This window comes from Timaviella obliquedivisa GSE-PSE-MK23-08B, assembly GCA_019358855.1.
Lineage (GTDB): Bacteria > Cyanobacteriota > Cyanobacteriia > Elainellales > Elainellaceae > Timaviella > Timaviella obliquedivisa.
The window spans coordinates 180,625-205,464 of the sequence record JAHHII010000006.1 but is presented as its reverse complement, the minus strand read 5'-3'; the positions used below and the strand labels follow the sequence as shown (position 1 = coordinate 205,464).

Here is a 24,840-nt window from a genome sequence, read left to right as displayed (position 1 = left end):
GGGGATCTCAGCCGTTTTGCTAAACCGTGAAACTCGTCAGCTTTATCCTCTCTATTGGCATAGCCAGCAGCCAGGCGATCGCCGAAAATTTTGTCTCCCTGCTGCCGTTGCTCTAGCCGCCACAGCCGACACTCCAGAGTTTGTCTTAAAGAACTTTAAGCCCTACCTCAAGTTGGGCATTCCTCACTACTCCCCAACCCTGTCTCGGTGGGAGCCTATGTTGCAAGGCGCTGATCATCTCCAGTTCCCGCTGAGTTGGGTGCATCAGTCTCTTCAAAGTTTATTAATGACTCTCAATCCCAACTGTCCTAATGCTGCTGCCCTGCTGTCGGGGGCAATGGGGCTAGAAGACAAAGCTTTTCAGCAGGCAATGCGGCAATTAGCAACGGTGGTACTTGGCTACCCGGCAGGTTGGTCGGATACCTACAGCTTCAATCTGCGGGAGGCAGTCTTGGGGGCGAGATTGGTCGCACAGCCTGAGCAAATTTTCTTAGTTGAAGAGGCGATCGCGATTCTTCTTTCAGCCATCTGTCCTGCCGATCGAGCAGAGATTCAGTTGCCGCCGCATCCTGGACAAGATGTACATTTGCATCACGCCGATTGGCAGGGCGAAACTTTGGTTTTCCATGCAGGAGCCGCGGTTACAGAAATGGCAATGGTCAATTTACCCGGTCGATCGCAAGTTTTGCACCACAAAGATTTTCAATTTCGCACCTTATCCTACGCGGGCAGTAGCATTGATCAAGATATTATTTGTCAACTCATTTTGAATCGGGAAATGGGTGAACCAGGCGAAGTGGATCTAGATATGAAAATTTCTCTAGAAGAGATCTATTTTGATGACTTAATTTTTCCTGCTCCTGGTGAGCCTGACCTGGCTCAGCGATACCGACTGCACCAACGGTTGACTGATTCGGCAGCAGGGCAGGCATTGTTAGAGGCAGCACAATACCTCAAGATTAAGCTCCAGCAGCAGAGCAGCTTTACCCTAAAACTGGGAGAGGTTTATAAAACAATCCTGCGACAAGACCTCGCGAGTCAGGTAATTTTACCTTATGTGCAACGGTTAAACCGCGAACTGAACGCGCTGCTAACTCAAACTGGAACGCCTGTTTTAGCTGTTCAGCAAGTGATTTGCAGTGGCGGAACGGCATCATTGGGGGCGATCGCTCGGTGGCTGCGGCAAAAGCTGCCCAACGCCACTATTATTCAAGACACCTATGATCTCCCCTCATCACCCCAAGAAACTTGTATCCCAAGCTGTAGCCGTGTAGCTTACGGGTTAGCAGTTCTGCCCTTGCATCGCCAGGTTGTCGATCGCTGCCGCCACCAGTACAGCGACTACTATTTGCTGCAAGAACTGCTGCGAGTTTTCCCCAATCATCCTGTGACGATCGCTGAAATCATGATTTTATTAGAGCACCAAGGCATTGACACCCAAGTTTGCCATACTCCCATTCTGGCTTTATTGGATGGACACCTACCCAGTGGTTTTGCTCTCGCCGATCCTGATGCCCTTTGGCTCACTTCCGACTCACGCGCTAACCCTGACTACCAGTCGGTGCAGCTTGCTCCTTTGTTTGCCAAGCAGCCTGATCAAACCTATCGTCCTAATCGCCATCAGTGGAATCATTTACGCAGCTATTTAGATACGCTATTAACCACAACTCAGCAGAAGTTGGCAGAGCCATTAGCCCTACCTGTGTTTGCAGAGGCTTAGCAATGCCAGATCATGATCATGCCTTTAAAGAATTACTGGGGGAATTTTTTCCAGAATTCATCGACTTGTTTTTTCCTCAAGTCGCCGTCTATCTCGATCGCCATTCCCTGGAGTTCCAACCTCAAGAAATCTTCGCTGACTTAACTGAGGGCGACACTTACGAAGCCGATGTGGTAGTCAAAGCCAGGTTTCTAAACGAAGACTCATTTTTTATCGTGCATCTAGAGCATCAAGGCGTGTTCGGTAAAAACTTCGATCGCCGCATGTTCAATTATTTTTCTCAACTGCATCGCATTTATCAGTTGCCTGTTTATCCCATTGTGATCTTTTCTCATCGTAGTCCGCGTGAAGAAGGTGACCGTACTTACAAAGTTAAGTTTTCTGATTGGGAAGTTTTGCAGTTTAACTATCGAGCAATTCGGCTCAACCACTTGAACTGGCAAGCGTATGCCCAACTACAAAATCCGGTTGCCAGTGCCTTCATGGCAAAAATGAAGATGGAGCGACAAGAGCGACCCCTTGTAAAGCTAGAGTGCTTAAAGCAAATGGCTCGACTGCGACTGAATCCGGCTCAGGCAAAGATGATATCAGGGTTTGTAGATACCTATTTAAGGCTAGAACAGCAGGAAGAAGAGGTATTTCAAACGGAACTTGATAAAATTGATCCAAGTCAAAAAGAGGTTGTTATGGAAGTCGTGACAAGCTGGATGGAAGCAGGAATTGAACGGGGAGAGCGATCGCTCATTCTCCGTCAACTGAATCGGCGTGTGGGTTCTTTGCCACAAGCAATGCAAGCCCAAGTCGAAGCGCTTCCTTTAGAGCGGCTGGACGCACTAGGCGAAGCACTACTAGATTTTGTGAGTTTGGCGGATCTAGAGACTTGGTTAGCGCAGTGAGCGATCGCTTCGAGATGCCTCTAGCGATCGTGTGTCATTTAATTCTCGTGTGTCATTTAATTCTCGTGTGTCATTTAACTAAGGTAAGAGCCGCTGGAGAACCCAAAATGCTAGCGCTGCCTGTATCAAATACTCCGGCAACACAGGCAATCATATAGGTGGCTAACGTGCCGACAAAGAGCGCTTTCCAGCCCAGTTCTGTAATTTCTCTGCGGCGGGAAGGAGCAAGGGCAGCAGTGCCACCAACAAAAATACCCACTGAGGCGAGGTGGGCAAAACCGGAGAGAGCATAGCTAATAATGAGGACGGCGCGATCGCTAATGACTCGTTCTGCTGTCGGTAAAGCCGCCGCTGCACCTAATGCTTGATAGGGTGGAATAGCGGTTTCAAACAATCGTCGCCCAATAATGACTGAAGATTCCCAGAGTTCGTTCCAGTTCAAAGATACCCCTGACAGCGCTGTCAGGGGTAAGAACAAGGCTCCTAAAATATTTTGCAGCGTGACGACTTTGAAGATATCACCAACGGGACTGGGCAACGCTGCCAAACCGCCAAAGATTTGATTAATGAGATAGACCATGCCCAAAATCAAAATCAGGATTGCGGCGATCGGCACTGCCATTTTCACCCCATCTAACGCTCCTAAGATGGCGGCATCCATGGGGCTGACGCGCTCGATCGGTTCGCCGCCAACGGTTTCGGGCTGGTCTGAATGATCAGTGAGTGCCAGTGCCATCATTTCGTTAGGAATGCCATCTGCGGTTAAGGGGATCTCGGTTTCGGGAACCAAAATTTTGGAGAGAACAAAGCAAGCTGGAATCGCCATAATGGACGCGGAAACCAAATGTCCCAGAATATTAGGAAACACAGGTCGGAGGAAATTGACGTAGATCGCTAAAGTAGAAGAAGCTGCCGTGCCAAAGCAGCAGGAAAGGATAGCACAGAGTTCACTGCGGGTCATTTTTGCGAGAAAGGGACGAACCACGATCGCCGCTTCAATGCCGACAAAAATATTGGCAGCCCCACTTAACGCTTCAGCCCCACTCAGCCGCATCACGGTGTAGAAAACTTTAGCGAAGATATTGGTAATGACCTGAATAACGCCCAGGTTATAGAGCAGCCCCATTAATCCTGAAAAGAAAATGACTGCGGGTAATGCCCGAAAGGCAAAGATATAGCCTAACTTGATGCCACAAAAACCAGGTATTACTTGCCCTGCCGTATCGGGTGCACAGCTTGCACCCTCTGCCAATGGCGACAGGATAATAGGCTCTTGACCGGGTAAGGGTAGAATATTCCGACCAAAGATGAACCTAGCTCCAGCGTCTGCTGCATCAAATAGAACATTGAGTAAGTTACTAAAGATTTGCAGCAAGTCTCTTACACCAGGCACCGAAAAGACAAGCGCGCCCAATACAAGCTGTAAGCCAATTCCCATAATGACGACTCGCCAAGGGAAATATTTGGGATTACGGTTTTCGGAGAATAACCAAGCGATCGCACATAGCCCAAAGATTCCGATGAAGGAGACGAAATTGAGGATAGGCATAATAGTTAAGGGAACGCAAGAACAGAATAAGCTGAACAGGATTTAGCCTGCCCATCAAAGTCCTAACTTTAGTCGCTTGCTCTTTTGAATTTTCTGCTGACCGTGACGTAGCGAACTTTAAAGCTTAACTCTCATCTTGCCTTTCTCCGAACCTTGTACCATGTAAATGTCCTCATCCCCTGTGTGCTATGGAAGCTTTCGCTCCAACTCCTCCTGACTGGATTCAGCCTGCAATTCATGCCCAGTCTTTCTGTTGTCCTAGCTGTCGTGCGGCTTCGATCGAAGCAACTCAGGTGTGGATCAATCGTCGATCGCCGGTTTACAATCCAGAGCATCGCCGTAAGTGGCAAGAGTTTTACAAGTGTAAGTGCGAAACAGCATGGTGGGCATGGAGCACCGATCGCCCTCCTACTCAATTGAAAAAGCCTGATTTCTTAGAAGCCATCGATCCGTCTTTTGACCCGTTTTGGGGCGATCGCAATCTATTTGAAAATTAGGCGACTTGTTAGGCTTAAAACCAGCTTAGAAAAGTTTGGATTAGTAGCCAGCCATTTAATCCCATAATGACGATCGCCACGCCCCAAGCCGAAGTTTTAAGCCAAGAAGGGTTAACGAATTCTCCCATGATGCGGCGATCGCTGGTGAACATGACCAGTGGCACAACTGCGAACGAGAGTTGCAAGCTCAAAATGACCTGGCTCAACACTAACAGTTGCCCAGTGCTTTGCTCTCCAAACCAGATCACAGCAATCAGCGCTGGAACCATAGCCAATAGCCTAGTCGCCAAGCGCCGCAGCCATGCAGGCATCCGCAGTCGCACAAACCCTTCCATGACAATTTGCCCTGCCAGAGTAGCAGTTAGGGTCGAACTTTGCCCAGAGGCGAGTAAGGCTAAACCAAAGATAGTGCTTGCGGCTCCTACCCCAACCAAGGGGGAAAGCAACTGATAAGCATCCTGAATTTCGGCAACCTGTTGATTTCCAGAAGCGTGGAACACAGCCGCAGACACAATTAAGATAGCGGAGTTGATGAACAGCGCTAACAACAGGGCAATGGTTGAATCGAGGGTGCCAAATTTGATAGCTTCCCAGCGTTTTTGTTCGGTGGGTTGCCATTGGCGAGTTTGAATAATGGAAGAATGGAGATAGAGATTATGGGGCATGACGGTTGCCCCTAAAATGCCGATCGCCAGGTACAGCATTTCTGGGTTGCGTAAAATTTCGACATTGGGAATATAGCCTTGCAAAATTCCACCCATATTAGGCTTGGCAAAGAGGGTCTCGGCGGTGAAGCAGATGCCGATGGTGGTTACAAGAGTAATGATCAGCGCTTCGACATAGCGGAAGCCTTTGTGTTGAAGGAAGAGTAAGGCGAAAACATCAAGGGCAGTGAGGCAGACACCGTACACAAGCGGTAGCCCGAAGAGAAGCTGAAGAGCGATCGCGCTGCCCAAAAGTTCGGCTAGGTCACAGGCAGCGATCGCAATTTCGCAGAGTATCCAGAGAACAAAGCTAGTTCGTTTGCCGAAGTAATCTCGACAGGCTTGGGCTAAGTCTTTTCCAGTGGCAACTCCCAACCGAACACAAAGGGCTTGCAATAGCATTGCCATCAAGTTCGATAGCAATATTACGCTGAGTAAGGTGTAGCCAAATCGTGACCCGCCAGCAATATCAGTCGCCCAATTGCCAGGATCCATATACCCAACCGATATGAGATACCCAGGCCCAGCGTAGGCTAAAAGCTTACGCCAAAATCCTTTCTCGGGAATGGGGATGCTACGGTGGACTTCGGGAAGGCTTGGTGGTTGGGACGAGTCAGCCATAGGAAGGTGATTTCATAATTCTTTCATTATTCATCCTATCATTTTTGCTGGCTGCCAGATATTTCTCATGAGTTTGATTCCGGAAGAGAAACGAAAGCCCAAAACCTTAAAAAGGTAGGTTTTTTCGACTTCTTGATGATTCCTTGCCTATCTTTCCTCGCGCATTATTGAGTGTCAGCGGCTACAGGTTTTCAAAGGATCTCTTTATGATTTGGTCGCATTCAATGCTGGCGATCGCTACAGTGAGCGTGCTGGCAATCGCAGGCTACAACACTGAGAAAGCTACAACTGATGCTGCCAATTACTGTAGGGCAAAACCTGATCGGCGTGACCAGCGCGGCGAAAGATAAAGTGACCGGAGCCGTCTCAGATATAAATTAGATATAAATTTAGATATAACAGTCAGTAGGATGATCATGATCCTACCGACTATATTCTTCTCGCCGATCTATTTCTATGAAACGAGCCTTTCGGAAATATCATCGTACTCTGTCTGTTATTGTCGCTCTGCCACTTATCCTCACCACCGTTACAGGAATGCTAGTGACAATGGTTGCTGAATGGAACTTTAACCTGGGGATTTCCCGTAACTTTCTGCTGGGCTTGCACAGCGGTGAACTCTTTCACCTAGGAGGCATTTATCCCATTTTGAATGGTTTAGGACTTGCCATCATGCTGATTACAGGTTTGAGCATGTCAGGTCTATTTCGCAAAAAGCCGTCTCAACCTAATTCTTAGGATCAACCAATTTCAAAGAAGCAGAGTTCATGCAATAGCGTTGTCCAGTCGGTTCAGGCCCATCGCCAAACACATGTCCTAAATGCGCGTCGCAATTGGCACAAACTACTTCAGTTCTGCGCATAAACAGAGTGCGATCTTCGACAAGCTCTACGCTGGTTTTGCTAATAGGATCCCAGAAGCTAGGCCAGCCCGTCCCAGAACTGTACTTGGTATCAGAGGTAAATAGGTCACTGCCGCAACAAACGCATTGGTAAATGCCTTTCTCTTTGCTGTCGTGGTATTCTCCCGTAAATGCGCGTTCTGTACCTTTTTGCCGAGTCACTCGGTATTGCTCAGGAGTCAGCATTTGCTTCCACTCGGCATCTGTTTTCTGTATTTTATTTGCCATTTCGTCACTCATCCTAATTAAGTCCTTTGATTATTTTAAGCCCATTAAAATACTGAGATGCACTACCAGGGGAACTCGCAGCATGGCGCTGTTTCAGACTCTGGTGAAGTCTCTACAATCCTAGTCACGTTCTTTAGGGCGCAACATCTTTAGTATAGAAGATTGAGCTAGAGCAAATTAAGCTGGAGGAGAAAAGGATGTTTGACTTTGACTTGCTTGGACTTAAGTTTACTAAGACAAGTTCATTGAGAACAGTCTGTCAGCGGTTGCTAGAGTTTAAATCAGGTTAGAAAACTTTTTATATTTATTGAGAGATCGCGATGTTAGTCACTCAACAGCCTGTCTTGAAGCGCTTCTGGTATCCTGTTATACCATTATCAGAATTACTCGATCGCCCTCTATCATTTGAATTGCTGGGGCAAAAAATAGTTCTTTGGCGAGATTCCCAAGGACATCCCGCTGCCGCTCAAGATCGTTGCTGTCACCGTTCTGCCCAACTTTCTCTGGGCAAAGTGACCGAGGGCTGCATTGAGTGCCCCTATCATGGCTGGCGCTACGATGCAAAAGGTGTGTGTACTCATGTTCCTCAACTGTCCTCCGACGCGATCTCTCCTAGCTACAAAATAGAGGCTTATGCCTGCACCGATCGCTATGGCTATGCTTGGGTTTGCCTAGGCGAACCGCTGGCAGAGATTCCCAACATTCCAGAGGCGATCGACCCCAATTTTCGGCTGATTCACGAATTCTACGAGCCTTGGAACTGCGCGGGGTTGAGGGTTATGGAGAACGAGTTTGATTTGGCGCATCCGACCTTTGTTCACGTCACAACTTTTGGCAGTGCCGAACACCCAGTGCCCGATTCTATGGAGATTCGGGAAACCGAAGAGGGAATTGCCATGCAGGGCACTCTTGGCGTGACAAACCCTGAATTGCAGCAGCAAAACCTCAAGATGGAGCAAGATAAAACCCTGCGGACTTTAGATATGACTTGGCACATGCCCTTTACCTGTCGGCTGCAGATTGCTTATCCCAACGGCTTAGTCCACGTTATTGTCAATACGGCAGTTCCAATTAGTGATTCGCGATCGCAGATTGTTCAGTTTTGTTTGCGCAATGATACCGAAGCCGAAACTTCTGCAGCCAGTGCGATCGCCTTCGATCGCGCCGTTACGCTAGAAGACAAAGCGATTTTAGAAACAACCGACTACAATGTTCCTCTCGACATCGCCCAAGAGCAACACATGATGACCGATAAACCTGGGATTTTAATGCGACGAAAAATTGCCGCCCTGCTGAAGGCACATGGCGAAGTAGAGCAAACCAAAGCGAAAAGTAATTCTGGAGACTAATAATTATGGAGACCAGGATTTTCCATAACCTACTTCCTAAGACCCAGATGCCACCGCTGCTTTCGCCTGGAACTGCAACATCAAACCGTATTCCAATCCTTCTACGACTGCCTGGTAAGAGGCTTCAATAATATTTGCCGAAACGCCTACAGTCGTCCATCGCTGATGACCATTGCTGCATTCCAACAGCACCCGCGTTTTAGCCGCTGTGCCTGCTCCACCGTCCAGAATACGCACCTTGTAATCGGTGAGGTGAAACGAGCTAATTTCTGGATAAGAGCCAATTAGGGCTTTGCGAAGTGCTGCATCCAGCGCAGAAACAGGCCCATTTCCTTCGGCTGCTTCTAAAATATCTTTACCGTTGATAGAGACTTTAACGGTTGCCAAAGATCGACTTGCCCCCTCAGGTGATAGATCGAGGGATGCAGCAGGCAACATATCACAATGGACATGGAAATCTTTTAAAGTGAAGAACGGTTGCCGTTGTCCCAGCGCTTCTCGCATGAGTAGCTCAAAACTTGCCTCTGCCGCCTCAAACTGATACCCCTGGTTCTCTAAGATCTTAAGGTGCTGCAAAATTTGCCGACACTGCGGATCTTGTTTATCTAAATTAATGCCAAAACTCCGCGCTTTCGCCAAGACGTTGCTTAATCCTGCTTGGTCAGAAATGACAATCCGGCGCAGATTTCCGACGAGCTCTGGCTCAATGTGTTCATAGGTGCGAGGATTGCGCTCAACCGCGCTGACATGGATACCGCCTTTATGAGCAAATGCTGACAGCCCCACAAACGGGGCATGATCGTCAGGCGCTAGGTTGACTACTTCGCTGATGAGCCGACTAGATTCTGCTAAGTGGGCTAACTGAGTCGATTGAACGCAAGAGTAGCCCAGTTTTAGCTGGAGGTTGGGAATAAGTGTACAAAGATTGGCATTGCCGCAGCGTTCGCCATAGCCGTTGATGGTTCCCTGCACCATTTTGGCTCCCCCCATGACGGCGGCTAAGACGTTTGCAACGGCTGTCCCAGAATCATTGTGGGTGTGAATGCCAATTTGAGGAGAGGCAGCTTGCTGCTTCACAAACTCAATGACAGCAGCCACGATCGCCGTAATTTGGTGCGGCAATGTGCCACCGTTGGTGTCGCATAAAACTAACCACTCGGCTCCGCCAGCGATCGCCGCTGCCAAAGTCTTCAGCGCATATTCTGGGTTTTGCTGATATCCATCAAACCAATGTTCGGCATCGTAAATCACCCGCCGATTTTGGCTGCGGAAAAACTCGATCGTGTCTTGAATCATCGCCAAGTTTTCGGGCAATGTGGTTTGTAGTCCCTCAGTAACATGCAAATCCCAGGACTTGCCAAAGAGCGTAATCCAACGGGTTCCAGCCGCCAAGACGGGCTGTAGCATGGGGTCTTCATCTGCTTTTCTGCCGGGACGGCGAGTCGAGCAAAATGCCACAACTTCTGCCTGAGTCAAAGGCTCTTCTTTCAATTGCCAAAAAAACTGCACGTCTTTGGGGTTTGCACCAGGCCAACCCCCTTCAATAAATGGAATTCCTAAACGGTCGATCTGACGCGCAATTCGCAGCTTATCTTCTAGCGACAGCGATAAACCTTCGCGCTGTGCGCCATCTCGCAGCGTTGTGTCGTAGAGCCAGATTGTTTGAGCGTCCATTAAATCGACAGTCATAGGTTTTAGGTGGGCTTGCGGTGATGAAAAGACACGTTATCAGGAAATTGTAAGGAAAATTGATACTAGTTGAGGCGATATAAATTTAAGTCGCGGGTTTTCTTAACAGAGGGTGGGCTGTCTTACAATAAAATTATGTTGCAGCAGAGGTGAGTTGTGGACGGATTGCTGAGCTTTTGGGTGCTAAGTGCAGTTTTTGCAGTGGTGGGCGCAGCTTTGAAAGGGCTGATTCGACCGCTGAGTTTGGCTACATTGGCGATCGCCACTCTGTTCATTGCTCCCGGCAAAATGTCCGAAACCTTCAACGCTGTTCGCACTGGTGAAGTCAAACTAGGGCTGCCCTCCTTACCGCCGCCCCCACCCGCCGTCCCCTCCACGGCAAATCCCAATTCAACCAGCAGCGTTGAGCCTGTACCGCTAGATCCTAATGCTGTTCCCTCAACGACAGTTCCCTCAACGACCGTTCCTTCAGCAAATGTTCCCTCTACCCGAATTGCCACTCCACCCTCTTCTGCCTCCCCAAGTGCTGACAAAGGATGGAATCTGGTTGATTTGACGGCTCAATCTGCTCTGCCCCCTGTGAGCGAACCTGCTCGTCCTATCAATCCTGCACCTACGACTGCTGGGAACGCGCCTCGTACTCCGCCTGTTTCCGCTCTATGGTGATGTTTGAAGAACAGCTAGAGGACAGGTTGCTCTCACTAACTCTTCTGTTTAGGAGGCACTCACATGCCTGAACCTGTCACGATTATTCTGTCATTGCTGGGTATTTCTGTCGTTGGGCTGGCATTTACAGCGCTTCGTTTAATTAAAAATGTGACTCAGTTTGTCGCTATTAGTTTACTGATTTTTTTTGCCATCCTTCTAGCGAATCGCTCTCTTAATCCTAGGTTTGATGACCTGGCAATCTTCTCGCCCGATCGTCAGCCTGGTGTTCAAACCGATCGCCCATCTATCAGCCCCCGTGATGTTCAAGACTATCGGCGATTGGGTCAAGATTTAGTGGCACGTTTCTCTAAAAACGTTGGAAATTTTAGCGATTCTTTAGATGCTTTTGTCTATGGCCCTCAAGCTAAAATCGGTTGGCAGACGCTGCCCGAAAAGCTTGCTGCCGAAGAATTGAAGAGGATTCCGAGCCAAACTTCTCAACGATCGGTCATTGCTCCTGGCTCTAGACAGACGGTTACCTCTACCCCTCGCCCCACTTCTGCCGACCGACCGATCTCTGCTTGGTGGTAGGCTAGGAGTTCTGAATGACCTCTCCTCTTAGTACGCACCATGGTTTCATCCCTTCAATCTGCTACGCTCTCATCTCCTCAGCGCGCGCTTTCCTTAACTCCGCTTACCATTGCTGGACGCACCTTTCAATCTCGTTTAATGACGGGTACGGGCAAGTATCGTAACTTTGACCAAATGCGCCAAAGTATCGCCGCTAGTGGTAGCGAAATTGTCACCGTGGCAGTGCGCCGGGTTCAAACTAGTGCGCCAGGACATGAAGGATTGGCAGAGGCGATCGACTGGAGCAAGATTTGGATGCTGCCTAATACAGCGGGCTGTCAGACTGCCGAAGATGCGGTTCGGGTGGCGCGTTTGGGGCGGGAAATGGCAAAATTGTTGGGGCAAGAAGACAACAATTTTGTCAAGCTAGAAGTTATTCCCGATGGTAAGTACCTCTTGCCTGATCCGATTGGCACGCTAGAGGCAGCAGAGCAGCTGGTAAAAGAGGGGTTTGCCGTATTGCCCTACATTAATGCTGATCCACTGTTGGCGAAGCGGTTGCAGGAAGTAGGCTGTGTGACTGTGATGCCTCTGGGTTCTCCCATTGGGTCAGGGCAGGGTATCAAGAATTTAGCAAATATTCAAATTATTATTGAAAATGCTACGGTTCCAGTCGTGGTCGATGCAGGCATTGGCACACCTAGCGAAGCAGCCCAGGCAATGGAACTGGGAGCAGATGCTTTGTTAATTAATACGGCGATCGCTCAAGCTGAAGACCCAGCGCTCATGGCTGAAGCGATGGGCATGGCAACGCAGGCGGGACGCATGGCTTATTTGGCAGGACGTATCCCTGTTAAAGCTTATGCTAGTGCTAGTTCGCCATTAACAGGAACAATAAATTGACAATGGGAGAGCTATGACGGGGCTAATTGTAGTTGCTTCGCTGTTGGTGGCTTTTTTGGTATTTGGTTGGTTGCTAAAGGTGGTTAAAGCAACCGTTGGCACAGCGCTGGCGATCGCAGCAGTCGTGCTAGGGCTACAGCTTTTTTTTGGCGTTGGCCCTGAAGAGCTATGGCTACAAATGACGCAGATCTGGAACACTCAGTTTGCAAAAATCTGGGAAAGTTTATGGCGTAGTATCGTCAGGTGAAGAAAAAACGGCGTTGCTAATGTCGGCGCTGTCATGAAAGTCTGAGCCTGAATCAAAGACCTCTTTCCTTTAGCAGAGGGTTGGGGAAGAGATTTAGGTCGAGTGCTCAAACAAATCCAGCGGTAAATGTCCATAGGTTTCATTAACATCTGCATCATCGGCAGACTGACAAGACACTAAAACGCCCCGATGCTCTCCGTCATAAGGGCTGGCATAACATTTCGCCGAGTTTGGATTGAACTTGATGTAGACCGAACCTTCGACAGGCTCCAAGTTGAAGGTTGGGCTGTAGCTTAATGCCTCAGCATAGCCCTGCAAAGCCAGAATTCCTTGCTCTAAAGTGTCAGCACAAACGCCCAGCATTTGATAGTCAGACTGACTTGCAGCTAGCAGTAACGCCTGCTGAACCCTGGTCTGGTTTACGCCAGGTATGGACGCAGGCTTAAGCGTACCAAACTGCTTCAAAATCCTATGGGCAGTTTCTAGGTCAAGAGGGGTGGAATCGGACATACAAGTTAGTTTTTAATGACAAAAGCTTTACTGCAAAAATGATATTGCTCTTCAGCAATTCTACGGATAAAGACACACGGTTTAGATTACAAATTTATATTATTCAGCGTAATTTTTATCAAAAATTAGTTTGCATATTGATTGATATTCAATGAATTTCTGTTTCTTACCATTTTGTAAAATTTATTTTCTCTTAACTCGCGATTAATCGCATTTGCGCTGTTCTTTCGCTTCCTGTTTGACGCGATCCCCAGCCTGTTCTAGGCAATATCCGTAGGGTTACTTAGAAGGTCTTGGACAGAATCTTACCTCTTGAAAGTCTTTCTCTAAACGTAACAAGAGTCTAAAGACAATCTAAAATATTAGGTTTTCTTCGGGATCGTTCAAAGTGCCTCTGGGTAAGGTTTAGATACTGTTTTCTGAGGGAAAAGCCGTAAAAACTATGGATCAGAATGAGGACGAAGATTCGCGTCGGAAAGACCAAACACTATGAAATCTCTAGCAGGCAATATTTTATCCTGTCGTCATTGCACCTTCTATCGATCAGAGGGGCGACGGGGAGGGAATTGCCAGAAGCTGGGGGTTCCGGTTCAAGGTAGTTGGAGTACGTGCCCCTTGGCGGCATCTCCCTTTAAGCTGACGCAAATTTCAGGAATGGTGGCTTGGCAAGGATTCGATATGAAGGCAGAACTTGATGCCGTTGTCTTGCCTCGACAAAGTGAATTGACTGCGGTGTCAGAAAAGTTGAGCCTAGAAAATATCACTTGCCAAGAGTCTTAGGAAATTGGTTCAAGAATCTCCTGCTACAAATAATTTAAGAGAATAGTATTTTGCTAGGTTGATGTTGGAGCGAATGGAATAGTTCGGTAGTATTAAAGTGCTAATGTACTGCTATCTTGGTTTCATAAGATCTAGATCCTGACTTCGTGATACCTCAACAGCTCACGCTTAAAAACTTTCTTAGCTATCGTGAGGCAACCCTCAGTTTTCGAGGTCTCCATGTCGCCTGTATTTGTGGTGCTAATGGGGCTGGGAAGTCATCGTTGTTGGAAGCGATCGCTTGGGCAGTTTGGGGGCAAAGTCGTGCTAGCACTGAAGACGACATCATTAATCAAGGCTCAATGGAAGCGTTGGTAGACTTTACATTTCAGTGCCACGATCAAACCTACCGAATTATTCGTAGTCGTTACCGAGGGCAAGCTACCACCCTTGAATTTCAAGTTCTCTCGCCCCCAGGCTTTCGATCGCTGACTGAAAGAGGGGTACGAGCTACTCAACAGATCATTTCTCAGCATTTGCGGTTAGATTACGACACCTTCATTAACTCGGCATATCTACGGCAGGGGCGCGCCGATGAGTTTATGCTGAAGCGCCCTAGCGATCGCAAGCAAATTCTTGCCGATTTACTCAAGCTTAATCAGTACGATGAAATTGCTGAACAAGCCAAGGAAAAGGCGAGGCAGTTCAAGGCAGAACTGACTGTGCTAGAACGCAACCTTGAAGAATTATCTACGCAGTTGCGCCAAGGCGATGGACTGGCGATCGAAGCAGCCAATCTCAGGGTAACGCTAACCCAAATGCAACAGCAACAGACTTGTGATGGCGATCGCCTGCGCAAGCTTCAGCAAACTCAGCAGCAGCGTCAAGACTGGCAGCAACAACTGACGGTGCAACAGCAACAGCAACAGCATCTTCAACAAGATTGCCAGCGATTGCAGCAAGATTTAAATAATCTACAACAGCAACAGCGACAGCTTGAAAATATTCTGGCAGAGGGGAAGGCGATCGCGGCTCGTTACGCCCAATATCACACGCTTCAAGCCGAAGAAGAAGTTCAAACTGCTAAGTTTCAAACCTATCAAGCGGCTCAAACCCAGCGGCAGCAACTATTACAGGAACAAGCTGAGCAAATTAGCATTCTCAAAGACCAACTGAGGCAAGCTCAAGTACAGCAAGACGCGCTTCACCAACAGCAGCAAGAGAATCAACAAATTCTTAGCAAAGCTGACGAGATTGCAACTGCCCTGGAGCAGCTTCAACAGGCAAGGGCAAGATTATCAGAATTGGATCAACTCCAAATGAAGGCATCACCCCTCACCCAGCGCCGACACCAGCTTCAGACCCAACTCGATCGCGCCCAATCGCGGCTCACTGCCCGTCTGGAAGAACTTCACGCTTTGCAGCAACGCCTAGAAGCCCAACAACAACAACAGCCCCAGCTTCAGCAAACTCTCCTAGAAATTACCCAACAAATCAACCATCTCGAAAAACGTCGTTTCTATCAACAGCGAGTTCGCGAAAAGGGTGTAGAGCGCCGCAATTTTTTAGAGCGCCTGCAAGAGCGGCAACGAGAGTTTGAGCGGGAACTGGCAGAGCTTGACCAAAAGCTTTTGCTGCTTCGGCGGGAACAACCGCAAAAAGAGACTCCAGAAACGATTAGGGCAGCGCCTCCCACCCTCGAAGAAAATGGGACTAAAGGTGGCTCACCCTACGCGCTTTATCAGTCCAGTGCAGAGGTTTTGGTGGAATACCTGCCTCTGTTCTCTGAGAATCATGATCTAGTGCCTACTCAGCCTTTTCCCCCTTGTCCACTATGCGATCGCCCGCTGGATGAACAGCACTGGCAGCACGTCCTTCAGCATCACCAGCACGAACAACAAGAAATTCGCCGCCAGATCTGGGTCATTCGAGAACAACTGACTACCTCTGATCGCGAAATCCGAGTCCTGCGTCAAGAATACCGAGACGTAGACAAAGAACTCGTTCATTATGGAGCGGCATTGGAGCGACGGGGGCAATTGCAAGAACAGCTTCAGCGCTCTGTAGAGGGTCTAGAACGGCTCCAGAAGGTTGTGGCAGAGCAACTGGATATTGAGCGATCGCTCCATCAAAACGATTTTGCTGTTGATCTGGCGGAAGAACTGCGTCTTGTTGAGGCTAGCCTGCAACAGTTGAACTACGATGACAAAAATCATGCCTTAGCCCGAGGTCAGGTCGATCGCTACCGTTGGGCAGAGATTAAACAAGCCGAAATCAAGCAGGCGCACCGTCGACAAGCCCAGGTTGAACAGCGGTTGCCAGAGCTAGCCGCCTTGATCGTTCATCTCGAAGCTTCTCTAGAAGCAATTGCCTATACTCCTCTTCAACAGCAAATCGACCAGATCGATCGCCACTTATTAGCCCTCGACTACAGCCTAGAACAGCATACTGCTCTGCGCCAAACCCTTCGGCAAGAGCAACCCTCACAATTACGCTACCAAGAGTTGCTTCAAGCGCAGCACCACTATCCTCTCCTTCAACAGCGATCGCAAGAGTTGGTCGTCCTGTTAAGCGATCGCCATCAGGCGCTTCAAACTGTCTTCGCCCATGGAGAATCTCTTCAACAACAACTTCAAGACAACCCTGACTCTAGTTCAGAAATTCAAGCCCTAGAAGCCCAAATTCACCAAAATCGTACCCAACTCGATCATCACCTTGCCCAATTGGGTCGGCTGCAACAGCAACAACAGCACGTTGAGGCTTTCAAAGCTCAGCACATTGACCTAACGACTCAACTTCAAGCCACTCGTCACCAACTTAGAATTCATCAAGAACTTTCCCAAGCCTTTGGTAAGAATGGATTGCAAGCTTTAATGATTGAAAACGTTTTACCTCAACTAGAAGCTGAAGCCAACCAAATTTTAGGACGACTGAGTGCCAATCAACTTCACATCCAATTTGTGACCCAACGTTCTAACCGCAAGTCTAAAATTCTCAACCCCAAGCTGATAGAAACCTTAGATATCCTCATTAGCGATATTCACGGTACTCGCCCCTATGAAACTTACTCTGGCGGCGAAGCGTTCCGGGTTAACTTTGCCATTCGCCTGGCTCTTGCCCGGTTGCTCGCACAGCGATCGGGTACGGCATTACAGCTTCTCATTGTCGATGAAGGCTTTGGCACCCAAGACGAAGCTGGATGCGATCGCCTGATTAGCTCTATCAATGCGATCGCTGCTGACTTTGCTTGCATCCTAACTGTGACTCACATGCCTCACCTAAAAGAAGCGTTTCAAACCCGCATCGAAGTCTACAAAACTGAAAACGGTTCACAAGTCAGAATTATGGAATAACCCCTAACTTTCTTAAGGGAACTGGGCAGTCTAGTCAGCAGTCTGGACTATTATTAGATCTTGAGATCTTGCCATTAGATTTTGCGTTAACCGATAGATGGAAATCATGAGAAAGGTGCAATCCCAAAAGAACTCTGGCGACTTCGCCCTCGTCTACCCTGGCGACTGGCTTAAATCGGGGCGAAACCTCGATTTCTGCCTGTTAGCAGTATGCTCCTGTGTCTTAACCTTACTTTGCCATCAAACCTCTATCAGCACTTCTTCCAGTGGAACAGTGCGCACGGTGCCCACTACTGCCACTATTGACTTCACTCTTAAAGCCGGACTTTTTACCTCTTCTAAATCTGAAGACTCTGAGCAAGCCCCTGAACTTTAATTTTTTGCTATCTCTCCGAATCTAAGCAAAATACGCTGCAAGAGGCGATCGCTTTCCTCACTAGAAAACTTGTCTCCTCTGAAAGAAGAATACTACTCATTAAGATCATTAAAAAAGCACTCTAAAGGAGATATTGGTGTCTCCACAGTGCCTCTTCACAATGCTTTTTCGAGGCAAGCAGACCTAGCCGGCCTCGAAAAATCTTCTTAACGTAAGAAACTACTGACTAGCCATAGAACAATCAGTGCAACTCCTGCTGCAAATGTCTCTAGCGTAAGTGAAATCGTTGCTAATTGGCTTGCGACCAAGCCACCAATTTGAAGTCCCACAAAGCAGCCCACCACTAACCCACCCAGGGTCAATAAAAAGGCACGAAGGAACTTCTTTTCTTTACGATTGAGGAAGTATAGGCTTAGCCCTACCCCCAGAGCTAAGGGCACTGTCGGATTGCCTAAAAGCAAGCTTAAGGCACCCATACCTAAAAACAGCCCCCCTGGCAGAGCAAGGTCAGACAGGACTGGTCGATCCAGTAGGTTCTTTAACCACCCAGGAGCTTGCTGTGGGGCTGCTGGGGCAAAGTCTGGGGGCGGTTCTACTAAGCGTTCAGGAAAGCGAATCCGTTCAGGAACCTTAATTTTTCCTTCTTGACGAAGACGTAGCCGATCCATCAGGATGGCATCATAGGCAGCCTCAATTGCTTCAGTCTGCTTACGATCGCCACCTTTTTCTTCTAAAAGGATGTTTCGAGCCTCCTGAATCTCATCAAACGATGAGTTTTCATTTACCCCAAGTATCTCATAGTGACTATTACCGCTCATTTGCAACCTCCGGAGACTCCCGCTAATCCAATTAATATTTTTTATAAAAAATCTAGTGATGCCCTAGATCTCCTAGTATCACCCGATTTTTGTCTAAGATGCTAACTTCATTGAGTTGGTGTAGTCACAAGGACTGGGTGAATGATTCCAGCAATCATCAGTGTAATCATCTATTCTATTTTCTTAAATAGGGTCAATATAAAGATTACTTGCAATTATGCTTTACGCTAAAAGTTTAGCTTCTTTTGTCCAAGGCTCACTGGATGTAGATCAATGCCCTATCAACAATGCCCCACAAGTTATCGAATTGGTAATTGTTTCTGTTTTCACCCTTAATGCCGAGTATATATTTATTGTGAATATATTTCAGAGCAGGGCGTAGGGATTGCATACAATTTTTCACCTAGCTTTCAAGATTTTTTAACAAATTCCTCTCGATCCGTTCAAGCTCACCGATTAGCGTATAAGGTTATGGTCATGGCTCAAGCCAAAAAGATTCTTGTAGTTGATGATGATCCCGCCATTCGGACTCTGATTCATCGTTTTCTTTCAAAACAGGATTATCAGTTAGAAGCTGCCGAAGATGGGAAATCAGCCCTAACCCTCTTTGAGCAGTTCAACCCCGACTTGGTGATTCTCGACATCAACTTACCAGACTCGACTGGCTTTGCTCTTTGTCAAGAAATGCAAAGTCGAACAGGGGTCTTTGTATTAATGCTGACTAGCCGCAGCGACGAGGCTGACAAAATTAGAGGATTTGACCAAGGGGCAGACGACTACCTCACTAAGCCGTTTAGCTTAGGTGAGTTGGAGCGGCGAGTAAGAACTGTTCTGAAGCGAGTCCGGGCAGTCACGACGGCTGAACAACAGTGTCTCTCATTTAATGGTCTGGTGATTGACCCAGTGCGACGGGAAGTAACTTTAAATGATGAAGCGATCGCCTTGACTGCCTTAGAGTTTGATCTGCTACATTTCCTCGCCAGCCATCCAGGTCGGGTATGGCGACGCGCTGAGCTCATTCAGAAAGTTTGGGATTATGAGTATGTAGGCGACCAACGGGTTGTGGACGTTCACATTGGGCAAATCCGTAAAAAGATCGAAATTGATACGGCTCAACCTGCTCTAATTCAGACTGTCCGTGGAGTGGGCTATAAGTTTGAGGCTCCCCAAGATGCTCAGACTGTGGCTGCGGAGGCTTAACACAAGTTCAAATCTGGCATAAAAATCTGGCATACATAAATGATTGGCTTGCATAAAATTGAAGGGGAGGAACACTGCCCCTCTCCTTCAATTTTTAAGCTTATAAACCCAAATGAGTCGCTTATGCGACCCAGTTCTTAGCCACAATTTCAGCAAGGTCAACAACGCGCTGACTATAGCCCCACTCGTTGTCGTACCAAGCGATCACTTTGACCATATCGCCACCCATCACCATGGTTAGACCAGAGTCAATGATGGAAGAACAGTCGTGCCCGCGATAGTCACAAGAAACAAGCTCTAGCTCGCTATAGCCCAAAATTCCCTTCATAGGGCCTTCAGATGCAGCTTTCAGCGCTTCGTTGACTTGCTCAACAATGGTTGACTTCTCAACGTTCACGACCAAATCCACCACTGAAACGTTGGGTGTGGGTACCCGCAGCGCAATTCCGTTGAGCTTACCTTTGAGTTCAGGCAGCACTAAAGCAACTGCTTTAGCCGCTCCAGTAGTGGTTGGGACAATGTTTAGCGCTGCTGCCCTTGCCCGTCGCACATCTCGATGGCTGGCATCCAGAAGGCGCTGGTCACCGGTATAGCTGTGGGTGGTGGTCATAGTGCCTTTAATGATGCCAAAGTTTTCGTGAAGTACTTTAGCAACAGGAGCTAGACAGTTAGTGGTGCAACTGGCGTTACTGATGATGTTGTGCTTGTGGTGGTCGTAATCATTGTGATTAACCCCCATGACAAAGGTACCATCTTCGTTTTTGCCAGGAGCCGTAATTAAAACTTTTTTGGCTCCTGCTTCAAGATGCTTAGAAGCCCCTTCCTTTGAGACAAAAACACCGGTTGATTCAATAATCAGATCAACATCCCAAGCTTTCCAAGGAAGGTTAAGAGGGTTGCGATCGGAGACACATTTAATAACTTTTCCGTTGGCGGTGATGGTATTGTCATCTGCTGATATATCAGCATTGAGCTTGCCTAGCATGGAGTCGTAAGTCAGCAGGTGAGCGTTGGTTCTAGGGTCAGAGGTATCATTTATTGCAACCAATTCAAGCCCACTATTTTCCCGTGTTAACCAGCACCGCACAAAGTTGCGCCCGATGCGCCCGAAACCATTGATTGCCACTCTAATCACTGCGTCTTAACCTCAGAGTAATAAATAAGCTAGTAGTAAACCAAATCATACACTTTTGGGAGTAAGCGTCTCAAGCGGATTTTTTGAAAGGTAGAAGGGCGGGATCAAAAGGCAGGTCAGTACAAGCCCTGCTCGAGGATGTATGTTCTGACGGTTTCTGGAACCAGAGCATGGATAGAACGAGAATGATGACACTGTTGCCGGACTAAGCTTGAGGAAACTTCTATGTGGGGAAGTTTCAGGTACTCCCACTGGACTTTGACCTCTTGTTGGACAAAATAATTTAGGGTCTTCTCCAGGCTAATTTTGCCCTCAATCTCGCTATCTCTCCGGGGTGCAACTAGCCAATAACATTGTGCTGCGAGTTCTAGGCTGCGATACCAGCGAGGCAGCGATCGAAATGCATCTAGCCCAACGATCGAATACCATTCGCTGTTGGGGTAACGGGCTTGGAGTAAAAAAATAATGTCGATCGCATAGTTTGACTGATGGGCATCTAATGTGCATAGCCTAAAACTAGGATACGGCGCGATCGCCCGTTCTACCATGGCTTGCCGATGCCGAAACTCTAAGATGGTTGCAGCCTTGTAGCGAGGACAGACAGTTACCCATAGAATTTGGTCGAGGGATTTCTGGCTCATTGCCGCTTCTGCGATTCGCAAATGCCCCCAGTGAACGGGATTGAATGTTCCCCCAAAAACCGCTATTTTCTGCATTGCAGACAAAGATTTAAGTAAGTTTCAGGAATTGCCGCAACTGCGATTGAATCTATATAGAATTCTATCGTCAGAGTTTAGCTAGTTAAGGTGTTTCTAGGGAATTTAAGATTCATTGGGATAGATGCCTAAAAAAATGTCACCAAATTTCAAATACTGAGTAGAATTTTTGCAATTTCAATTTTACTTTTACAAAGTTGAAAGAGAAAAGAGCGAAAAATTACTGAATTAAACTCGGCAAATTTGGTCTAGGATATATCGCAAAAAAAGTAATTCTTGCTATGATATCGCGTGATTGTCGGTGTGGTGTGTGTGTAAGGAGTTACGATGCTTGATGCTGTTGATTTCAGCGGACGACCCTTTCATTTCATTGGAATTGGCGGGATTGGGATGTCGGCTCTTGCCCATGTCTTAACTCAAAGAAACCTGCCTGTATCGGGTTCAGACCTTGCCTCTAGCAATATTACGCAGCGCTTAGAGGCGCAAGGGGCACAGATATTTTTGACTCAGGGAGCCGCGAATATTACCCGAGTGGCTCAGGGTGTTTTACCGCAGGTTGTCTGTTCTACTGCCATTAGCCCAGCAAATTCTGAGTATCGGGCGGCAGTTGAACTGGGCTGTCCAATCTTTCATCGATCTGATTTGCTGGCGGCTTTGATGAAGCAATATCAAGGCATTGCGATCGCTGGAACTCATGGTAAAACCACAACAAGTAGCATGGTTGGCTATTTGCTGCTCAAAGCCGGTTTAGAACCCACCATTGTCATTGGCGGTGAGGTTAACGCCTGGGAAGGTAATGCTTACGTGGGCAAAGGCGTTCACTTTGTAGCAGAAGTTGACGAATCGGATGGCTCTTTGGTCAAGCATTCGGCTCAAATTGGGGTAATCACCAATATTGAGTTAGATCATCCTGATCACTACACCACCCTAGAACAGGTAATCGATACCTTTCAAATTTTTGCCAGACAGTGTCAGCAAGTGATTGGCTGCATTGATTCGCCCGCTGTTGAAAAGTTTATTCAACCTGCTATTACTTACAGCCTCTCGCAGGCGGCTGCCGATTATACGGTCGACCAAGTAGTCTATGGTGCTGACGGAACGATCGCGCTGATTATAGAGCGGGGTCAAGTGTTGGGTCGGCTGAATCTTCCAATTTTGGGTGAGCATAATCTTAGCAATGCGCTGGCGGCGATCGCGATTGGTCGCTTAGTCGGCTTAGAGTTTGGGCAAATTGCTACCATTCTTGCCAGTTTTGAAGGCGCTCGCCGTCGGTTTGAACATCGAGGTGAGTACAACCGCATTTTATTCATTGACGACTACGGGCATCATCCTAGCGAAATTCAGGTTACCCTAGCCGCTGCTAGATTGCGAGCAGAATCTACGACTGATCCGCGACGAGTGATCGCTGTGTTTCAACCCCATCGCTATAGCCGCACCCAGACGTTTCTTGCAGAATTTGCAGAGTCCTTTGGGAATGCTGATCTGGTGATTACTACAGATATTTATAGTGCGGGTGAAGCAGACTTGGGGCAAGTGACGGGACTGCAATTGGCAGAGGCGATCGCCACGCGCCATCCTCAATCCATCTATCAACCCAGTCTGCAAACCGTTTCTGCCTACCTCATGGAAACACTGCTTCCTGGCGACTTAGTGCTGTTTTTAGGAGCAGGGAATCTTAATCGTGTGATTCCTGAGCTTATGAGCTTCTATCAGAAAATTCAACAGAAGCAACCGATTCCTAGCTCAATTCCTAGCTTAAGATAAGCCTGCCTACAGCAACCGTCGGTGGTTCATGTTTTGTATTCATTCACTCAACGCATTTCAAGCACCTGAAGATCATGACTTTATCTCACGAACCGCCTACTGCTCCAACTGCATCTCCAAGAGTGATTTCCAAAAACTCCGTGATTAACACTGGTTCGTCTCGCTTTTTACCCCTAGGACGCAAGCCTCAGCCGATTCGGATATCGGGCACAGATTGTCTCATTAGACCTCAAGCATCGTTAGCGAGCCTGACTTCTTTTCGGGTTGGGGGTCCCGCAGAGCTTTATTTGGCTCCTCGGACTACCGAAGATTTGCAGGCAGGTTTGAATTGGGCAAAAGAACGAGGACTGCCGATTACGTTGGTGGGCGCAGGGTCTAACCTGTTGGTGAGCGATCGCGGTCTACCTGGATTAGTCGTCTGTACCCGTCACCTTAAACAAACACACTTCGACGAGGCGACAGGGCAACTTACGGCAGCGGCTGGCGACCAAATTGCTCGCTTAGCCTGGCAAGCCGCAGAACGGGGCTGGGCAGGTTTAGAGTGGGCAGTGGGCATTCCTGGAACAGTTGGCGGCGCTGTAGTTATGAATGCTGGTGCGCATCAAGCCTGCACTGCTGAGATGTTGGTCAATGTCCACGTGTTGGCGATCGATGGTTTGGTTGAAGTGCTACTGCCTCAAGCGCTTAACTTTGGCTATCGCACATCTGTCCTGCAAGGTTTGGCGCATACAGCCTCACCTGACATGATTCGGTTAGTGTCTCAAGCAACGCTGCAACTTCAACCTGGAGCAGATCCTCGGCAAGTTATGGCAGACACTACAGCGCACCTAAACCAACGGCGCAACAGTCAGCCCTATCATTTGCCCAGTTGTGGCAGTGTTTTCCGGAATCCTAAGTCCTACAAAGCAGGCTGGCTAATTGAGCAAAGTGGTCTGAAAGGGCATCAAATTGGCGGCGCACAAATTGCCCAACGCCATGCCAATTTCATTCTGAACTGTGGCAGCGCTACTGCGGCAGACATCTTTCAATTAATTCGGTTGGTTCAGGAAGAGGTCGAGAAGAAATGGTCGCTACTCCTAGAACCTGAAGTCAAAATGCTGGGCGAATTCCAAATGGCTTAGAATTCTAAGTGGCATAAATAATGACATCAATGTAAATGTGCTTTTCTTAAGATCACGTTTCGCTTCGGGAAAAGCATCTTGGGGAGAGAAGTTCTGTTCTTTCCCATATAAGCTATATTGAATAGCTGCTATGGCTCTTTCCAATAATTGGACTTAGCTAACGTTCAACCCATACAGGGCAAGGAATTATGACGAAAGGACAAGGACAAGGCTTCGGTTTCGGTTTGGGCAAAATGAAAGAGCTAGGCGAGGCATTTAAGAAAGCCCAACAGGTTCAAGAAGGTGCAAAGAAGCTGCAAGAAGAACTGGAAATGATGGAGATTTTGGGCGAATCGGGGGGCGGCTTGGTCAAGGTGGTAGTGAGTGGCAACCAAGAGCCTCGTCGGGTAGAAATCTCTCCTGATGCTTTGACAGAAGGGGCTGACATTCTTTCTGACTTAGTTGCGGCGGCGATGAAAGATGCCTATGAAAAGTCAACCGGAATTATGCGAGAACGGATGGAAGAGTTAACGGGTGGACTAAATTTGCCGGGTCTATAGATTTTTGACACTTCGCAAATATTTGTA

Annotated in this window: 25 protein-coding genes; 17 read left to right on the top strand and 8 right to left on the bottom strand. The window is 47.9% G+C overall.

The features are described from left to right. The first annotated feature begins 16 nt into the window (after positions 1 to 16). Both KME11_13435 and KME11_13430 read left to right on the top strand, forming a co-directional pair. Positions 17 to 1,720, top strand: coding sequence for a hypothetical protein (locus KME11_13435; protein MBW4516211.1), 1,704 nt, complete (start codon positions 17 to 19; stop codon positions 1,718 to 1,720). Between the two features lie 2 nt (positions 1,721 to 1,722). After that, positions 1,723 to 2,616 carry a DUF4351 domain-containing protein gene (locus tag KME11_13430; GenBank protein MBW4516210.1) on the top strand — a complete coding sequence of 298 codons (894 nt, stop codon included), beginning with the start codon at positions 1,723 to 1,725 and terminating at the stop codon, positions 2,614 to 2,616. A gap of 70 nt (positions 2,617 to 2,686) precedes the next feature. Here the strand turns inward: KME11_13430 and KME11_13425 are convergent, their stop codons facing one another. Next, the gene (locus KME11_13425) at positions 2,687 to 4,165 is read right to left on the bottom strand and encodes a nucleoside:proton symporter (GenBank protein MBW4516209.1); all 1,479 of its coding nucleotides are present in this window, start codon (positions 4,163 to 4,165) and stop codon (positions 2,687 to 2,689) included. A gap of 188 nt (positions 4,166 to 4,353) precedes the next feature. Between KME11_13425 and KME11_13420 the strand changes: the two genes are divergently transcribed. Further along, positions 4,354 to 4,662 carry a hypothetical protein gene (locus tag KME11_13420; GenBank protein MBW4516208.1) on the top strand — a complete coding sequence of 103 codons (309 nt, stop codon included), beginning with the start codon at positions 4,354 to 4,356 and terminating at the stop codon, positions 4,660 to 4,662. Between the two features lie 14 nt (positions 4,663 to 4,676). Here KME11_13420 and KME11_13415 read toward each other — a convergent pair whose 3' ends face one another. Then, the gene (locus KME11_13415; GenBank protein MBW4516207.1) at positions 4,677 to 5,987 is read right to left on the bottom strand and encodes an Nramp family divalent metal transporter; all 1,311 of its coding nucleotides are present in this window, start codon (positions 5,985 to 5,987) and stop codon (positions 4,677 to 4,679) included. A gap of 206 nt (positions 5,988 to 6,193) precedes the next feature. Here KME11_13415 and KME11_13410 point away from each other — a divergent pair, with 206 nt between their 5' ends. Both KME11_13410 and KME11_13405 read left to right on the top strand, forming a co-directional pair. Next, complete coding sequence (locus KME11_13410) at positions 6,194 to 6,337, top strand: hypothetical protein (GenBank protein ID MBW4516206.1); 144 nt, start codon at positions 6,194 to 6,196, stop codon at positions 6,335 to 6,337. 106 nt (positions 6,338 to 6,443) lie between these two features. Further along, positions 6,444 to 6,725, top strand: a complete 282-nt coding sequence (locus KME11_13405; protein ID MBW4516205.1) for a peptidase — start codon at positions 6,444 to 6,446, stop codon at positions 6,723 to 6,725. Here the strand turns inward: KME11_13405 and msrB are convergent. Further along, positions 6,715 to 7,116, bottom strand: coding sequence for a peptide-methionine (R)-S-oxide reductase MsrB (gene msrB / locus KME11_13400; GenBank protein MBW4516204.1), 402 nt, complete (start codon positions 7,114 to 7,116; stop codon positions 6,715 to 6,717). The two genes, KME11_13405 and msrB, sit on opposite strands and share 11 nt — an antisense overlap. Before the next feature lie 320 nt (positions 7,117 to 7,436). Here msrB and KME11_13395 point away from each other — a divergent pair, with 320 nt between their 5' ends. Beyond that, positions 7,437 to 8,465, top strand: coding sequence for an aromatic ring-hydroxylating dioxygenase subunit alpha (locus KME11_13395; protein MBW4516203.1), 1,029 nt, complete (start codon positions 7,437 to 7,439; stop codon positions 8,463 to 8,465). Positions 8,466 to 8,501: 36 nt separating this feature from the next. On the opposite strand, the gene cimA is transcribed toward KME11_13395, so the two are convergent. Then, positions 8,502 to 10,139 (bottom strand): citramalate synthase, encoded by a 1,638-nt coding sequence (cimA, locus tag KME11_13390; GenBank protein MBW4516202.1) that lies wholly within the window; start codon positions 10,137 to 10,139, stop codon positions 8,502 to 8,504. A 171-nt stretch (positions 10,140 to 10,310) separates the two neighbouring features. On the opposite strand from cimA, the gene KME11_13385 reads away from it, so the two are divergent. The 4 genes from KME11_13385 to KME11_13370 all read left to right on the top strand — a co-directional run bounded on the left by KME11_13385 (position 10,311) and on the right by KME11_13370 (position 12,522). After that, entirely contained in the window at positions 10,311 to 10,820 is a 510-nt protein-coding gene (locus KME11_13385; protein MBW4516201.1) for a hypothetical protein, read from the top strand. Positions 10,821 to 10,883: 63 nt separating this feature from the next. Continuing rightward, positions 10,884 to 11,393: a hypothetical protein gene (locus KME11_13380; GenBank protein ID MBW4516200.1), complete on the top strand. Its 510-nt coding sequence runs from the start codon at positions 10,884 to 10,886 to the stop codon at positions 11,391 to 11,393. 39 nt (positions 11,394 to 11,432) lie between these two features. Next, entirely contained in the window at positions 11,433 to 12,275 is an 843-nt protein-coding gene (locus tag KME11_13375; GenBank protein ID MBW4516199.1) for a thiazole synthase, read from the top strand. Positions 12,276 to 12,288: 13 nt separating this feature from the next. Then, on the top strand, positions 12,289 to 12,522 hold the full coding sequence (locus tag KME11_13370; GenBank protein MBW4516198.1) for a hypothetical protein: 234 nt from the start codon (positions 12,289 to 12,291) through the stop codon (positions 12,520 to 12,522). Positions 12,523 to 12,615: 93 nt separating this feature from the next. Here KME11_13370 and KME11_13365 read toward each other — a convergent pair whose 3' ends face one another. After that, on the bottom strand, positions 12,616 to 13,032 hold the full coding sequence (locus KME11_13365) for a DUF1824 family protein (GenBank protein MBW4516197.1): 417 nt from the start codon (positions 13,030 to 13,032) through the stop codon (positions 12,616 to 12,618). A 489-nt stretch (positions 13,033 to 13,521) separates the two neighbouring features. On the opposite strand from KME11_13365, the gene KME11_13360 reads away from it, so the two are divergent. The 3 genes from KME11_13360 to KME11_13350 all read left to right on the top strand — a co-directional run bounded on the left by KME11_13360 (position 13,522) and on the right by KME11_13350 (position 17,520). Continuing rightward, a complete protein-coding gene (locus tag KME11_13360; protein MBW4516196.1) occupies positions 13,522 to 13,812 on the top strand; it encodes a hypothetical protein in 291 nt (96 codons plus the stop codon). A 146-nt stretch (positions 13,813 to 13,958) separates the two neighbouring features. Further along, positions 13,959 to 17,144: an SMC family ATPase gene (locus KME11_13355; protein MBW4516195.1), complete on the top strand. Its 3,186-nt coding sequence runs from the start codon at positions 13,959 to 13,961 to the stop codon at positions 17,142 to 17,144. Between the two features lie 106 nt (positions 17,145 to 17,250). Then, positions 17,251 to 17,520 carry a hypothetical protein gene (locus KME11_13350; GenBank protein MBW4516194.1) on the top strand — a complete coding sequence of 90 codons (270 nt, stop codon included), beginning with the start codon at positions 17,251 to 17,253 and terminating at the stop codon, positions 17,518 to 17,520. Positions 17,521 to 17,726: 206 nt separating this feature from the next. Here the strand turns inward: KME11_13350 and KME11_13345 are convergent, their stop codons facing one another. Beyond that, a complete protein-coding gene (locus KME11_13345) occupies positions 17,727 to 18,338 on the bottom strand; it encodes a CPP1-like family protein (protein MBW4516193.1) in 612 nt (203 codons plus the stop codon). Between the two features lie 477 nt (positions 18,339 to 18,815). Between KME11_13345 and KME11_13340 the strand changes: the two genes are divergently transcribed. Further along, complete coding sequence (locus KME11_13340) at positions 18,816 to 19,538, top strand: response regulator transcription factor (protein ID MBW4516192.1); 723 nt, start codon at positions 18,816 to 18,818, stop codon at positions 19,536 to 19,538. Positions 19,539 to 19,659: 121 nt separating this feature from the next. Here the strand turns inward: KME11_13340 and KME11_13335 are convergent, their stop codons facing one another. Further along, positions 19,660 to 20,673 carry a type I glyceraldehyde-3-phosphate dehydrogenase gene (locus KME11_13335; GenBank protein MBW4516191.1) on the bottom strand — a complete coding sequence of 338 codons (1,014 nt, stop codon included), beginning with the start codon at positions 20,671 to 20,673 and terminating at the stop codon, positions 19,660 to 19,662. 116 nt (positions 20,674 to 20,789) lie between these two features. After that, positions 20,790 to 21,389: a nicotinate (nicotinamide) nucleotide adenylyltransferase gene (gene nadD, locus KME11_13330; GenBank protein ID MBW4516190.1), complete on the bottom strand. Its 600-nt coding sequence runs from the start codon at positions 21,387 to 21,389 to the stop codon at positions 20,790 to 20,792. Between the two features lie 327 nt (positions 21,390 to 21,716). Here nadD and KME11_13325 point away from each other — a divergent pair, with 327 nt between their 5' ends. The 3 genes from KME11_13325 to KME11_13315 all read left to right on the top strand — a co-directional run bounded on the left by KME11_13325 (position 21,717) and on the right by KME11_13315 (position 24,813). Continuing rightward, on the top strand, positions 21,717 to 23,153 hold the full coding sequence (locus tag KME11_13325) for a UDP-N-acetylmuramate--L-alanine ligase (GenBank protein ID MBW4516189.1): 1,437 nt from the start codon (positions 21,717 to 21,719) through the stop codon (positions 23,151 to 23,153). A 74-nt stretch (positions 23,154 to 23,227) separates the two neighbouring features. Continuing rightward, a complete protein-coding gene (murB, locus tag KME11_13320; GenBank protein ID MBW4516188.1) occupies positions 23,228 to 24,274 on the top strand; it encodes a UDP-N-acetylmuramate dehydrogenase in 1,047 nt (348 codons plus the stop codon). Positions 24,275 to 24,462: 188 nt separating this feature from the next. After that, the gene (locus tag KME11_13315) at positions 24,463 to 24,813 is read left to right on the top strand and encodes a YbaB/EbfC family nucleoid-associated protein (GenBank protein MBW4516187.1); all 351 of its coding nucleotides are present in this window, start codon (positions 24,463 to 24,465) and stop codon (positions 24,811 to 24,813) included. The last annotated feature ends 27 nt before the right edge of the window (positions 24,814 to 24,840 follow it).

What these genes read in the sequence shown, in the direction of transcription:
- KME11_13430 (MBW4516210.1), top strand. Translation starts at nt 1,723, where the DNA reads ATGCCAGATCATGATCATGCCTTTAAAGAATTACTGGGGGAATTTTTT.
- KME11_13425 (MBW4516209.1), bottom strand. Translation starts at nt 4,165, where the DNA reads ATGCCTATCCTCAATTTCGTCTCCTTCATCGGAATCTTTGGGCTATGT.
- KME11_13420 (MBW4516208.1), top strand. Translation starts at nt 4,354, where the DNA reads ATGGAAGCTTTCGCTCCAACTCCTCCTGACTGGATTCAGCCTGCAATT.
- KME11_13415 (MBW4516207.1), bottom strand. Translation starts at nt 5,987, where the DNA reads ATGGCTGACTCGTCCCAACCACCAAGCCTTCCCGAAGTCCACCGTAGC.
- KME11_13410 (MBW4516206.1), top strand. Translation starts at nt 6,194, where the DNA reads ATGATTTGGTCGCATTCAATGCTGGCGATCGCTACAGTGAGCGTGCTG.
- KME11_13405 (MBW4516205.1), top strand. Translation starts at nt 6,444, where the DNA reads ATGAAACGAGCCTTTCGGAAATATCATCGTACTCTGTCTGTTATTGTC.
- msrB (MBW4516204.1), bottom strand. Translation starts at nt 7,116, where the DNA reads ATGGCAAATAAAATACAGAAAACAGATGCCGAGTGGAAGCAAATGCTG.
- KME11_13395 (MBW4516203.1), top strand. Translation starts at nt 7,437, where the DNA reads ATGTTAGTCACTCAACAGCCTGTCTTGAAGCGCTTCTGGTATCCTGTT.
- cimA (MBW4516202.1), bottom strand. Translation starts at nt 10,139, where the DNA reads ATGGACGCTCAAACAATCTGGCTCTACGACACAACGCTGCGAGATGGC.
- KME11_13380 (MBW4516200.1), top strand. Translation starts at nt 10,884, where the DNA reads ATGCCTGAACCTGTCACGATTATTCTGTCATTGCTGGGTATTTCTGTC.
- KME11_13375 (MBW4516199.1), top strand. Translation starts at nt 11,433, where the DNA reads ATGGTTTCATCCCTTCAATCTGCTACGCTCTCATCTCCTCAGCGCGCG.
- KME11_13370 (MBW4516198.1), top strand. Translation starts at nt 12,289, where the DNA reads ATGACGGGGCTAATTGTAGTTGCTTCGCTGTTGGTGGCTTTTTTGGTA.
- KME11_13365 (MBW4516197.1), bottom strand. Translation starts at nt 13,032, where the DNA reads ATGTCCGATTCCACCCCTCTTGACCTAGAAACTGCCCATAGGATTTTG.
- KME11_13360 (MBW4516196.1), top strand. Translation starts at nt 13,522, where the DNA reads ATGAAATCTCTAGCAGGCAATATTTTATCCTGTCGTCATTGCACCTTC.
- KME11_13350 (MBW4516194.1), top strand. Translation starts at nt 17,251, where the DNA reads ATGAGAAAGGTGCAATCCCAAAAGAACTCTGGCGACTTCGCCCTCGTC.
- KME11_13345 (MBW4516193.1), bottom strand. Translation starts at nt 18,338, where the DNA reads ATGAGCGGTAATAGTCACTATGAGATACTTGGGGTAAATGAAAACTCA.
- KME11_13340 (MBW4516192.1), top strand. Translation starts at nt 18,816, where the DNA reads ATGGCTCAAGCCAAAAAGATTCTTGTAGTTGATGATGATCCCGCCATT.
- nadD (MBW4516190.1), bottom strand. Translation starts at nt 21,389, where the DNA reads ATGCAGAAAATAGCGGTTTTTGGGGGAACATTCAATCCCGTTCACTGG.
- KME11_13325 (MBW4516189.1), top strand. Translation starts at nt 21,717, where the DNA reads ATGCTTGATGCTGTTGATTTCAGCGGACGACCCTTTCATTTCATTGGA.
- murB (MBW4516188.1), top strand. Translation starts at nt 23,228, where the DNA reads ATGACTTTATCTCACGAACCGCCTACTGCTCCAACTGCATCTCCAAGA.
- KME11_13315 (MBW4516187.1), top strand. Translation starts at nt 24,463, where the DNA reads ATGACGAAAGGACAAGGACAAGGCTTCGGTTTCGGTTTGGGCAAAATG.